4 protein-coding genes are annotated in these 13,489 nt (G+C 60.6%); all 4 read right to left on the bottom strand.

The genetic code is table 11. The features are described 5' to 3' along the window. Positions 1 to 6: 6 nt before the first annotated feature. The 4 genes from EHF33_RS01230 to EHF33_RS01215 all read right to left on the bottom strand — a co-directional run bounded on the left by EHF33_RS01230 (position 7) and on the right by EHF33_RS01215 (position 13,455). Positions 7 to 3,570, bottom strand: coding sequence for a DUF11 domain-containing protein (locus tag EHF33_RS01230; RefSeq protein ID WP_124867260.1), 3,564 nt, complete (start codon positions 3,568 to 3,570; stop codon positions 7 to 9). Beyond that, positions 3,567 to 8,474, bottom strand: coding sequence for a DUF11 domain-containing protein (locus EHF33_RS01225; protein ID WP_124867259.1), 4,908 nt, complete (start codon positions 8,472 to 8,474; stop codon positions 3,567 to 3,569). The genes EHF33_RS01230 and EHF33_RS01225 overlap by 4 nt, the downstream gene beginning before the upstream one ends. Continuing rightward, positions 8,475 to 11,252 carry an isopeptide-forming domain-containing fimbrial protein gene (locus EHF33_RS01220; RefSeq protein ID WP_164473376.1) on the bottom strand — a complete coding sequence of 926 codons (2,778 nt, stop codon included), beginning with the start codon at positions 11,250 to 11,252 and terminating at the stop codon, positions 8,475 to 8,477. 262 nt (positions 11,253 to 11,514) lie between these two features. Continuing rightward, complete coding sequence (locus EHF33_RS01215) at positions 11,515 to 13,455, bottom strand: DUF11 domain-containing protein (RefSeq protein WP_124867257.1); 1,941 nt, start codon at positions 13,453 to 13,455, stop codon at positions 11,515 to 11,517. Between the last annotated feature and the right edge of the window lie 34 nt (positions 13,456 to 13,489).

The following is a 13,489-nucleotide window of genomic DNA, read 5'->3' as shown; positions in this document are numbered from 1 at the left end:
GCTCCCTTAGTTGATGGTTGCGCGGAAGCAGACGATAAAGCTTTTGCTGGGCGCAAGCGTCAGGGTGGTGTCGTTGACAAAGAGACGTGGGGTAATACCGTTGGTGTCCTTGCCCAACTGCGCTGCGTCACCGTCAGCTGCGAAGGTCAGGAACTTGGTGGTGCCGTCCGGCAAGGTGTACTTGACGTCTTTACCGGGCCCGTAGCCGCCGACTTGGGCGGTGGTGCTGGCGGGAATGTTGTCGCCGAGACCCAGCTTGGTGACGCTGGTGTTGCCGATGTTTGAAGCGGTGAGACAATACTCCAACACGTCACCGGGTTTGCCGAGACTGTCTCTCGTCACTGGGCCATTGGCGGTGATGTTCTGGACTGTTTTATCCAGTAACGCTTTGGGCGGAGCAGGCTGGGTGCAAGCCAGAGCGTTGGCTACGGTAAATCCGTAATCATCGCTGACGCCGCCGCCAGACGCGTTCGAGATGAATTTGACCTGTACGCTGCTGATGCTCTTGACGCTGCTGGGCAACGTCACCCAGATTTTGGAGGAGGTGTAGCGGTTGAGTGTCAGGCTGGCCGCGCCGCCTTCCAAGCTCGCACCGTTGGCAGGAACCACACTGGCCCGGCCACTGTAAGCGTCTTCGGTGAGGAAGCTGGCGTAGACCGTGCCGTTGACAACGAGCTGCAAGGTGCTGGCTTTGCTGATCGGGCCGTAGCCGTTGTTGAAAAAGTAGGTGCCGTCAATCACGAAGCTGCCGGAAGGGCCGGTGCCGGTGCTGTACGCCGCAGCGTCGGTGATCAACTTGCCGTCGCTCTGAAGGGTAGCACTGTCGTTATCTTGGTAGCCAGTGATGGGCGAGGCCAGCAAGTTGGTCGGGGTTCCGGTGCTGCAAGTTGCAGGTGGGACGGGCAGCGGGGTGACGGGAGCCGTGTCTTGGGCACACTGAGCGCCAACAGTACACGTTGCCGGATCGGGGAGGGGATCGGTGTCGCCGCCGCCGCCCACGCTGGCTTTGTTCACGACGTTGCTGCCGGCTTTGGGCGTCACGTTCACGGGGATCGACAAGTTGACCGAACTGCCGCTGGCCAGCACAGTGGTGGTGGTGCAGGTCAGGAGTTGCGCTTCGTTGGGGTTGGGCGCGTACCCGACGCCCTGTTCCGCTTCACCGCTGTAAGTACAAGTCCAGCCTGCCGCAGGCGAGAAGCCACTGGGCAGCGCCGCGCCGATGCCGACGGGCAACTGATCCTTGACCGTAATGACACCGCTGGTGGCAGCAGAACTCACCGCGTTGGAAACGTTGATGGTGTACAACCCGGCCTGCAAAACCTGGAAGGTAGCCGGGGTGTGGGTTTTGGTGATGCTCAGCGCCGCCGCCGGAAGCGGGCAAGTCAGCTTGATGTCGTCGAGCTTGAGGACATTGAGATCGGCGGTGGTGCCATCTTTAAGGGTGTAGAGGCGAACAATCACTTTGTTGCTGGGCGAAACGAAGCTGGGCACGCTTTGTTTGGTGTAGTCGGTGGTGGCCAGCGCTCCGTTGTAGCTTTGGAGCAAACTGCCGCTGACACCGTCATAAAAGCGGTACTGGAGTTGGGTCGCGGTGTTGGAGTGGCTGCGAACATAGTTTTCGTAGCTGATGGTCGAACCGGCCGGCACCGTGATCTGGCTTTCGTAGAGCAGGCCGGGAGTAGTCAGGTTGCCGCCGTTCTTGTTTTCAAAATTGGCGATGTTGTAATACAGGGCGCTGCCACCGTTGCCGGTATGGTCAATTTGGTTCCATACAGTGTAGCTACCATCGGTGTTGGTCACGGTGTTCGCATCGGTCAAGTAGCGGTGATTGCGAACTTCCGCCAGCGGGCCGCCGCTGTTGAAGGTCTGGAGATACGGCGCTGCGGTTGTGCAGGTTCCGGAATTAGGCACCGGCACCGTCGGGTTGGTGATTTTCACCGTGGCTTGATCGGTGTTGTTGGTAAGATCGGTTTCAGGTGTGGGCGTGGCGACTTTGGCCACGTTGGTCAAGCTCTGTCCGGCGCTGACCACATCAGCCGAAACCGAAACGCTGTAGACCTGCTTGGCGTTGGGAGCCAGACTCGCCACAGTGGGCCAAGTCACGGTACGGCTCGGAGCGTTGTAGGTGCCGCCGTTATCGGCTGAAACGAAATTCAGACCGGCAGGCAGCGTGTCGGTCGTGACCACGTTGAGCGCCGTACCTTGGCTGACGTTGCTGCTGGTCACGGTAAAGCTAAAGACCTCGCCCACGTTGGCCGTCGCGGGGCCGGTTTTCACCACTTTGATGTCCACTGGCGTGACCGTCAGGGTGGCGCTGGTCGGTTGAGGATTTTTGCCGGTGGTGGTGTCGAGTTCGCCTGCCGCGACGGTGTTGAGATAACTGCCCGCCTTGGGAACGGTGACGTTGACCGAAATGGTGCAGCTCCCTGAGGCAAAGCCCGCTCCGTCTACAACCGTCAGACGAGTCGCGCCCGCCGTGGCCACCACTTTGCTGGACGCTACGCAATTGGCGGGGGTGATGGTCAAGTTGGGCGTCGAAGCAATCGACATCTGGGCGGGTGAGGTGGGGAAAACATCGTCGAAACTGCTGTTGAGGTAAAGCGGCGCGGCGTTGGGGTTGTTGATGGTCAGACTCAAGGTACTGACACGCTCTTTGTTCGCCGCAGGCGCGTTGGCCGCCGGCGGATTAAAGACCTTCGTCACGCTGGGCGGAAAAGGCCGAGGCCGTGAGCAGCTCGACAAATCGTTGATCCCCGAGATCTTGTTTTTGAGGGTAATCGCGCCGCTGCTGACGTCCAACTGGTACAAACCGCCGGTGATGGTGCCGCCACTGGTGCTGATATAAAAAGTGCCAGAAGCTGGTTCGTAGGCCAAGCCGTTGATCCCGCCGTTCGAATCAGAAGTCACGGGCGAGCCGTTTAAGGTCATTGGCTTGGGATTGGAGAGTGCGCCCGTCGACGAATTAAAGTCGAAGACGTTAGAGCGCCTTGAAGAACCGGTTTCGTAGATGAGATAACCCTGCGTGCCGTTAAACGCTATGTCGCCGTTGGTGGTTGACGACAGCGCCGGATTACCATTGTAACTGAGCTTCTTGTAAGGCGCGGCCTGACCAGTTGATTTATTGAGAGTGGTATACGAACCCTCACCATAATAAATATAGTAGTTGCCGTTTTCATCAAAGCCGCCAGCAATCAAATTGGTGGGCGAGACGCCCGGAGGCGGACTAAAGTTGCCCACCTTGACATGCTGCTGGCTGATCGGGTCGTAATACCAAACAGCCGAAACCCCACGGTCGACGTAATAAATTCTGCCGTTGCTGCGGTCGACGCCGGTGGCGTTCATATCGCTGGCAGAAGGATTGGTCGTCAAGGTCGAGAAGGTGCTGTTGGTGGTGTTGAAAAAGGTGATGGCGTTGCCACCGACACCGTAGATTGCGGTGCAGTAGCTTCCGCTGGACGTTGCGTCCGCGAGGGCAGCGCCACCAATGACCGGTAGGCAGAAGGCGAGCCGCAGCGCCAGCTTGGCGAGCAAACGGGGCCTAGTCGAGGAAGAGGGCCAGTCCAATCTCATTTCTTATCTCCCTGGGAAAGGCTCAAACTGTTGTCGCGTTGGCCGTCGTCGAGCATCAGGTCGAGGCGCACATAAAGTCCCCTACGGGTGTACAGGTTGCTGGCTACGCCGTCAAAGCCCACCGGGTTATAGCCAAGCGTCGCCCAAGTGCCGGGCAATACCCTCGCACTGGCTTCGAGGCCAAGGCTGTACGCGCTGTAGTTGGTGCCGGGTTGGAAAAGGCCGCGTGCCGCCGCGCCAATACCGAAGGTGTCATTCAAGTAATAGGTGCCGCTGACCGAAGGCTGAAGCGTCAAGCTGCCGCTGTCGCCCGCCAGCATCCGTCCGGCCAGTCCCGCCCGCACCGAGTAATCGGCGCGGTGGTATTCAGCGTTGACTTCACCGATGAACTGCGGATTTTTGCCGCCAAGTGCGCCGTCCGAGTAGCGCAGGTAGCTCAGGCCCTGCCAAGCGCCGTTTCTGAGCGCTGCCGAGACTGCGAACTGATTGCCCTCTTCGCTTTTCACACCGGAGAAGACTTTGGTGCCGTCGAGGCTGAGGCTGAACTGATCAGTGACGCTGTAACTTACGCCGCCCTTGACCACCGTTCTGAGGTGATCAGTCTGGGCGAGGTCAACGCCAGTGGTGGCCACCAGATTGTCGGAGGTGTATTTGAGGCTCGGCCCCACGTTCCACTCGCTTTTTCCGGTACCGACGCTGTAGGCGTAACTGCCCGACACGCCTAAGCCCAGGTGCTCGCCGAGCGGCAAGCTGGTGTCTACCCCGAAGCGGGCGCGGTTGCCGCTGCCGCCGCTGCCGGGCAGATCATACGAGACGCTCAGGTTGGTGCCGCCCAAGGTGGTCTGGAGACCCACGGTGGCCGCATTGTCGCCGCCCCACTCGTAGTCGTCGCTGACATTGAGGGTGACATTTTTGGCTATGCCGACTTTGCCGCGCAAAGTGGTATGCGGCTTGAGACCGCCACTGATCGGCTGGCTGTGCTGAAGGTCGACGCTGTTTTCGCCCTGAACGTACCCGACGCTGGCCACGCCCGCCAAGCCGGAAGTGTCGCCGAAGCCGTACTCCACACCCAAACCGACTTTCACCGGATTGAGGAGGTAGGTGCCCAGCAAACTGACATGCCCTTGGGTGTTGGTTTTGCTGGCCGTGCCCGCCGCGTTGGAGACCGAAGAACTGTAATCGCCACCAATCCGCACGCCGAACTTGTCGGTAAGGGCCACGTCCGCTTGACCGACAGCAGCGGTGCCGACCGGGGTGCTGTTGAGGCCCACATACTTGCCGTCTTGGTAGCGGAACGACGCGCCGTACTGTACCGAACCCGTTTTGCCCGAGACGCCGCCGTCGGCGTGAATGCCGCCCGAATAGGCCGCCAGCAAACTGCCGCTGGCATTGCCGCTGCTAAAGCTCACTCTCGCGCCGGTGGTGGTAACACCGTTCATGTTGACCACTGCCGCCGCCAGATTGACTGGGCCGAGGTCTTGCTGAATCTGTGCGCCCCACGCCACTGAGCGGTTTTGGTTGCCGTTGACGAGGGTGTAATTGACCCGCACGATTTGGCGCGAGCCAGTTTCGTCTACCAAATTGACGGGGCTGCTGAAGTACAAGACGCCGGCCACCGAGTCAAGGGTGTAATCCACGTAACGCTTGAGCGTTTTGATGGTCTCGATTTGGGTCAGCGGGCTGACCGAAACGAGCTGCACGGTTTCGCTGTCGTGGGTGACATCGGTACGCGAGAGATTGAGGACGCGGGTGCCGTTGGCGATCAGGTCTTCGTTGACTTGATCGTTGGAAAGGTACGCCGCGAAACCCGAGACGCCGGGGTTGGTGCGGGTAAAGCCCGAGAGCGCCGTGGGCGTAGCGTTGATCGAAAAGACGCTGATCGGCAAGCTGGACTGCCGGTACTGGATATTGAAGTTGGGATGCTCGTAACGGAAGGCCACCGGATCGATGCCTTGCAACGCCAAATCTTCGGTACTGCTGTCGCCGTAAGTCGAGTAGCGCTCCAGTGGATTGGTGGTTTTGGCCAGACCCTGTTTGGCGTCCAAGCTAAAGCCGTTGCCTTGCCCACCTTCTCCGGCTGCCGCGCCCGCGACGTAGAGCTTGCCGCCAGCCAGAGGCGTTTCGTAGTAGGCCGCGCCGCGCACGCCGTAGTAGGGCGATTTGTCGGCTCCGGTGATGTCGAGTCCGGCAGTGGCGCTCAGGAAGCCGATGCCGACCCGGTTTTGGCTGGGTTGAGCATCGAATTTTTGCTCGAAGACCTTGTCGCCGACTTGCACCTTGACATTAAAACGGGTGGGCGCGGACAGCGGCTGCAATTCCAGCACGCCTTCACCGTCTTTGAGGGTGATTTGGTAACTGGCCACCGCCGGCTGCGCGTCTTTGACGGTGGGTTCGAGGCTGCTTTCCACCGTGATGACCGGTGTGAAAGTACTCACACCCTGCGCGTCGAGCAATTTGACATTGACCCGAATGGGGTTGATGCCGTCGGCGATGAGTTGACGGGCCGTGATCTCGGCTTTCACTGGCACACCGGCAAGGGAGACTTTGATGCTCTGGCCCCCGAAGGCAATGGTGTTTTCGCCGGCCCGCAACATCACGCCGTAAAACTCACGGCGCTGCACGCCATTGGCCGCGTCAATGACTTTTTTACCGATCGAGGCTTCAGACACCGCGACGCCGTTGACGGTGGGCAAACTGTTGTCGCTGTCTGAACCCGACACCGCCAGGGTGATGCGGTCACGCTCGCGGAAAATGGCTCCGTCGAGCGGCAACTTGATGGCCCCGGCGTTTTCGGTTTGGGCCTGCATATCAAGGCTCTGGGCCGCGCTGAGATCGCTCAAGTCCACGTCGCCGATGAGCACTTCCTGACGGTCGTGGGCGTAGCGGCCCACCAGCGCGGGCGAGTTGAGCGCGGGCAAGCTGCCTTCGTGCGTCACCTTGTAGGTCAGCACACCCTGCGGCGCACCGGGAGTCGTCCAGTAAAAGCGCCCACTCTTGCCGACTTCAGGATCAGCGATGGGTTTGCTGTTGAGAGCGCTGCTGCCCATAACATAGGTGCTGCCCTGCGGAGCGCTGTGGGCAATGATGATCTGGTTGGCGCTGCGCGGCGCGTCGAAGGGAATCTGCACCACCGATTCGCGCATGATGCTGGGCGCGGCGGCCACCGGCGTGGGAACTGCTACCGGTGCTGGCTCAACCTGCGCTTCGGGCGTGGGCGGCGTGACCACCACAGGCGGCGGTGGGGGCAGCTTGACCACCAAAACGCCGCCAAGTTGCTGCGTGCTTTCGCAACTGCTCTTGAGAACTGCTTCCAGCGGGGCTTGGGCGTCGCCCTCGGCTTTGACGCGGGCGCGGTAGCTCAGGGTCTTTTCTTCGCCGGGAGCGAGGGTGCCGCTGAAGGTTGGCGGGTCGAGCGGTTCGAGCAGTTCACTGCTGCTGTCGGTCAGGGTATACGGAGCCGGAGCAGCGCTGGTGTTCTTGAGGCTGAGCGTGATGGTGGCAATCTCGCCGGGCTGCACCGGAGCCACGTCCGAGCGGCGAAGCTCGATTTGGGTGGCGGTGGGCAGCACCCGCACGCTGGCGCTCTGGGTTTTGTTCCAGGGCGTCAGCGAAGCGGTGATGGTACTGGCTTCCGGCGTCGCGGCGGTGGCAGTGGCTTCAAAGGTAAGGACACCAGGATTCTTGGCGTCTACTTTGCCTGAAAAGCTGGGTTCGCCATTGGCCGTAAAGCCTGCGGGCAAGCTGACCTGCACAGCCGCGTTCAGCGCTTGGCGCTCAAAAGCGGTGGTGGCCTGCGCGGTGAAGGTCACGACGTCGCCGACGCAGACTTCCGGCTTGTTGGCCGAGAAGCTCAGCGCCACGTCCGGCTTGACCTGCACGGCAACCTTACCGACGCCCTGCTTGGGAACCGTGACGCTGGATTTGTCGATGCTGACTTCCGCGCCAGTAATCGGGGCCACGCTGACCGGATAATCGCCGGACGGCACCCGCAAGCTGAATTCGCCGTTGACCGCAAGTGTTTTGTCGCCCGCTTCCACGGTGGCCTGGGTCGGCTCGTTGCCGTAAGGCAAAATCAATTCGGCAGTGACTTGCAGTTGGCCGGTGGTATCGGCCTGCACCACGGTGATCGGGCCAGCCGGTTCGTTGGCGCGGCGCAGATCAAAGCCGACGGTGTTAGAAAACTGCTTTTCTTGGCCGGGCTGCTTGAGGTAGAGGGTGTAATTGCCCGCCGCTTCAGGAATGGCGATGTCTTCCCATTCGAGCTGATCCGACACTTTGACTGGGTAGGCATTGCCTGCAGAGTCGCGCAGTTCGGCCTGCAGTTCGCTGGGGCCGTCGCCGTCGTACATCCGAATATCGAGCGGGCCGCCTTTGTTGTAGACGTTGAGCGCCGGAACCCACTCATGCGAGTGAATGTTGACGTTGAGGCGGTCAGACTGAATCGCCGCACTAATCGACTTGAGCCGCAGCGCGAAGGTATTTTTGCCGTTGCCTTCGGTCTGTACCCGCAAGGTGTACTCACCGGCAGGCAAATCCTGATTGATAAAAGTCTGCCAGTCTTGCTGACCGCGTCCGAAGTCTTTGGTCAGCAGCACGTCTTCTTGGTCGGCTTGCCCCGCCACTTTGGTGAGCTTGATCAGCGAGAAGGTGCTATGAACGCTGGGATCGGCGTAGGACTCGTCGCCGTAGTAGGTGGCCGAGCGGTAGTCTTTGGGATCGAACTGAGCGCTGTAGAGGTCAAGTTGCACCCGGCTGGCCACACCCACAACCAACTTGAGGTCTTGGTCGCCGACAGTCCAGAGCAGCTTGTTGCCGACACTGGTCAGCGGTAAAGAGGTGGCGATGTCCTGAGCGGCGGCGCTGGCGATCAGCGCGGCGGTCAGGGTGGTAATGGCGCGTTTCACTCAGTACCTCCACTCGGCTGTCGGATCGGTGACAGCGGCTTTCTGGTCGCCGCCGAAACGGAAACGGTAGGTTACGGCGCGGCTTCCGGCGGGCAGCGGATCAAACGTCAGTGCGTTTTGGCCGTCGAGCAGGGTTGCGCCTGTTGGCAGCGGATCTTGCAGGGTGAAGCCGCCGAGCGCCGCAGGGGTGCTGAGGGTCAGCTGCACCAGATAAGTGTTGGCTTCAGGGGTGGTAAAGACCTGCTTATGGACGGTGAAGCTGCCCATCTTGAGGGTGGTGTCGCGGATCACGCCGATGTCACCGGCCACCGGGGCCAGCGGGAAGTCCACGCTGGTGAGCTGACGGCACATCACGCCCCGGCTGCCCGGCAGTCCGCCGTCTTGCGGCAAGCTGATGTTCTGGGCGTAGACGCTGCTGGGGTCAAGGCGCAGTGCCCAGAACCCTTCTTTGAGGGTGGCGAAGTGATAGCGGCCTTGCGTGTCGGTCAGCGAGGTGCGCCCATTGGCCAGAATGACGCGGGCACTCACCATCGGGATGTCGAGGCCCTTGTCATAGGTGCCGTTGCGGTTGACGTCGATGAAGACCGAGCCGACGAGGTCGCACAGCGGCTCGAAGATCAGCGCCCGAATGCGGTTGGTGGTTTGCGAGCCGACATTTTGCGAGGCGTTTTCGCTGCTGATGGCGTTGGCGATGGCGGTGTTGGTGACGCTGGTGCCGACTTTCGGCGAAACCAGAGCCTCAAACGTGACGGCGGCGGTTTGGCCGGGGCCGAGGTTGCTGACAATCCATGTGTACTTCTGACCGTCGACCGCCGGATCACCAATCGGGGTACCGTCGAGGCGGCTGGAACCCGGCACGTACTCGATGCCGATGGGCATGGTGTCCACGATTTCGACGCGCTTGAAGGTGGCATTTTTGGAGGGATTGGTGACGGTAAAGGTGTAGGTGATGGTATCGCCAATCGAGGCTTCGGCAGGCGAAGACGTCTTGTTGAAGATCAGGGCGCTGCCGAACACGGTGGTGGACACTTCGTTGGAGGTCAGCGGCTCGCTAAATTCGCTGCTCACCAACGTAAAGCTGTTCTTGATGATGGTGTCGTCGGGCGTGGTGGCCTTAACTTGCGTCACCAGCGTCAGGTTGACGGTCGCTTTGGGAGCAATGCTGCTGATCTTCCAAATCACTGCGCCGTTAACGAGCGTGCCGCCACTGTCCGCCGAGACGAAATCGAGGTTGGGATCGAGCTGATCGGTGACGACCACGTTGGTCAGGGCCACACTCAAAGGGTTGACGATTTTGAGGGTGTAGGTAAGCTGCGCTCCTTGCTTGACCACGCCGCCGGGCGAAACGCTCTTGACGAGCTGAGGCACTTCATTGGTGACGCTCGTGACCACGTCAACGGTTTGGTTTTTGGCTGCGCCCTGAGCGCTGTTGGCCGTCAGGAGCACCCGCAGGGCCTCACTTCCGTCGGTGGGAGCGGCGCTGCTGGTCGGGGTGTAGCAAGCTGCGAACGACTTGCTCGCGCCGGGTGTCAGCGCCACGGACTGCTGGAAGGCTGAACCGTCGAGCTCGGCCAAGCGGATAGTGGCGCTGCCCTTGACGACCTGACCACTGATACTGATGTTGTCGTTAACATCACCGAGGTTCTTGACGGTGTGTTGGAAGCAGATCTCGCGGTTCAGGAAAGCGAGCGGCTTGGTTTGAAGATCGTCACTGCTCAGCTCGCCGCCGGGCAGAGCTTCGGGGTTGTTGACCGGCCCCAGCGCGATTCTGGGGCTGTAGCGCACTTCAGTCGTAGCAGGAGCTTGGAGGTTAAAACCGCTACTCAGGAGCGTGGCAATGTTGGTGCGGCTGCCGGAAACCTGACTCGGCGCGGTGAGGCGAAAATTCAGGCCCAGCGTCTTACCGGGCAGCAGCGAACCGATCCGCACCCGCAAACCGCGCACGCTGCCGGGTTCGGCAGTGGCCCAAGTGCTACCGTCGGCGGTGTACTCGAGGGTTCCGGCGTTGACGGAGGCCGAACCACTGATAAAACGGAAGTCAATCATGTCGGGCGTATCGAGCCGGTCAGTGATCACCACTTCGCGCGAAGCACCCTGACCGTTGTTGGCGGCGTTGATCGACACGCTGACTTCTCCACCGGGCCGCACCACCTGTTGACTGAAGTTTTTGGTCAGCGTCAGTGCTGCCGGCTCACCAGCTTGCACCTGACCCACATTGTTGTTGTCAACTGCGCCGCCCTCACTGGCTGGGCAAGCTGCCACCAAGTTCAGGTAAGCCGCGCCGCGTGCTGCCGCAGCAGACTTGAAGCTGACCAGCATCGGCACCACTTGATCGGCCTTGAGCTGCAGGCTGGTGAGTGGCCCTTCGCCACTATCAACTTGGCCGCTGCCATTGTAATCGGCGTAAATATTGACATCGCTCAGCGGGAAAGCCGAAGTAGGATCTTGCGGGGCGCTCAGCGCAAAGACACTGTCAGTGTTGCCTGAGTTGGCCAGGGTATAGCGCAGCAAACCACTTTCGCCCGGTAAGATACTGACGATCTGACCGGGGTTGCTCACCGTACCGTCCGGCAAAACGCTGGGCCGGCACTGTGCGGTAATTACCGTTTTGACGGGCGGCGTGGTTACTGTTCCTGGCGGAAGGGTTTGATCTTCAGGTTGGTAGTCGAGCGTCGCCCGGTTTTCAATAACCGTGCCCGCAGGCGTTTGGCTCGGCCCGCCGACGGCCAAACCTGCACTGCTCAGCGCGAGGAGCAGCGCCGCGAGTGGTTTACGCATCAAGGTATTTCGCACAGTGCCTCCAGAAAAGAGTGGTGGGGCCAAAACAAAGTCTTGGTGTGTCTGCCGGGTGTTCTTCAGCACGTTAAACGCGTAGGGATTGATGGCTGCCGAACAATAAAACGAAGTTTCTAGTGTTGGGGATGACAAAAAGGGAAAATCACACAGCAAAAGCAGGCCAAAAATCACCAAAGACGCGGGCACCGGTTTGAGAAGGGGGCGCACTCCACCCCGAAAAGTAGAGTGCGCCGCCTCAGAACAATTACTTGACTTGCACCTTGAAGATGGCGCTGATGCTTTCGCCGGGCTTGAGGATGTCGGCAGTGGTGATATTGCCGTCATTGTTGGTGTCTACGCCGGTGTAGATGGTGCTGCCATCAGGCTGAGGCGCAGCCGGAGCAGCAGCGCTCCACGTGGTGCCGTTGGTGCTGTAGAGCACCTTGCCGGTGGAGGTGGAGGTGGCCACAAAGCTGACGTAGGTGGTGTTGACCGGAACGGTGTCCTTCAAGATCGCCTTGACGATGTTGGCGTTGGTCTTGTTGGTTCCGGAGATGGTGTAGGTCAGCACGTCGCCGGGCTGGGCCTTGTCCTTGTCTACAGTCTTGGTGACAACGGGCGGGGTGCCGTTGCCGCCAACCTTGACGGTGTCGTTCTTGTCTTCAATGGTGCCTGAAGTGGGCGAGACAACTTTCTGGTTAATGGTGTAGGTACCCTGAGCCGAGGCGCACGGCACGGGGATGACCGCCACCAGCTTGAGGGTCGCGCCGGGAGCGATAAGGCCGGTGTCTTGGCCGCCAGCCACGGGGGGCAGGACAACTTCGCCCGCGTCCAGCACGCCGTTGGCATTGGTATCGGTGTAGTAGGTCACGTTGACCAACTCGTCCTTGCCGTTGGTCAGTCTGATTGAGGTGCTGCCGGAGATCACGAAGCGGTCAGGTGCGCCGCCCGTGTTCTTGACGCCCATCGGCAAGAAGGCGTTGGTGGTGGTAGTGCAGACCTTGGGATCCACGTTGACTGCCGTGGGATCCTTGGGATCGGGGCTGGCTGGGGTGGCCGGAACGGCGGGGACGGGGGTAGGATCGGTGCCGGGGGTCTTGGGATCCACGTCGCCGAACTTGGCTCCCGGCAGGTTGACGATGTCCTTGGTGGTGTCGGTCTTGGTGGGATCGTTGCCGCTGATGACCGTCAGGGTCACAGTGGGCTGTTTGGTCGCGTCTGCAGAAGTCGAGCCAGCAGGCAGCGTCACTTTCACGAGGATATCGGTGGTGCCGCCGGGGTTCACGCTGGGCGTCTGCGTAAACGGCGTGCCGTCAGGGTTGAGCAGCACGATGGTAGAGCCAGCCGGGAAATTGGCGGGGTTGGGCGCTACCGTGAAGATGTCAGGGCGGTTACCGTTGTTCTTGATGGTGTTGGTGAAGGTAATGGTGGTGGTGGTGACGGTGGCGTTGGCCGTCTGGGTGTCTTTGCCGTTCTGGTCAGGGGTGATCAGCACACCTTCAGGTGAGGTGTAGACCGGGGTGCCGCCAACTGCCGTGGGATCGTTCTTCGGCCCGATGACGCCGCCGTCCTGACGGGCGATGGTGGTGGTGTTGGAGTTGTTGGCATCAATGGGCAAGTTGATGACGAGGCCCTGATCCTTGGCGGTGTTGGGGTTGCGGGTGCCGGTCGGATCCGCCCCGTACTTTTCGGTGTTCAGGGCCGTGGTGGGGACGGTATAGACCTGGTAGAACTTGACGGTCTGATCCTGATTGACGCCGCTGATGGTCGTGATCGCCGTGCCCGCCGCTGTAAGTTCGGCAGGGCTAACAAGGCCGTCGTTGTTGGTGTCGGGGTTGGTGAGGTAATACAGCACATTGGTGCCGGGCTTGACCACACCGGTGGGATCAGGCAGGTTGCCCAAGGTGTACGACTCGCCCGGTACGTTGCCGGTGTTGGTGATCTGGTAAGGAAACACGACCACGTCGCCGGGCTTGCCGTTGTTGTTGGTCTGACCGGGCTTGGTGTAGTCCGGCTTGGTCACGTCTGCACTGCCATCGTTGGGGGTCAGCACGAAGCTCGGCACCGGAGTAACTGTCGTCTTAACGGGCGGTGAGTCCACCGGGGGCTGATCGGTTCCGTTGAAATCCGAAAAGTTCAGGGTGGCGACGTTGGTGATGACAGTTCCGGCAGGAGTGGCTGTCGCGCCCGCCGCGCTTACTGCCATGGCTGCCATCAAAGAAACAATTGACCAGTACTTT

The sequence above is a fragment of the Deinococcus psychrotolerans genome (assembly GCF_003860465.1).
Classification (GTDB): Bacteria; Deinococcota; Deinococci; order Deinococcales; family Deinococcaceae; genus Deinococcus; species Deinococcus psychrotolerans.
Note: the sequence above shows the minus strand (reverse complement) of the source record. Positions and strands in the feature narration are given on the sequence as shown.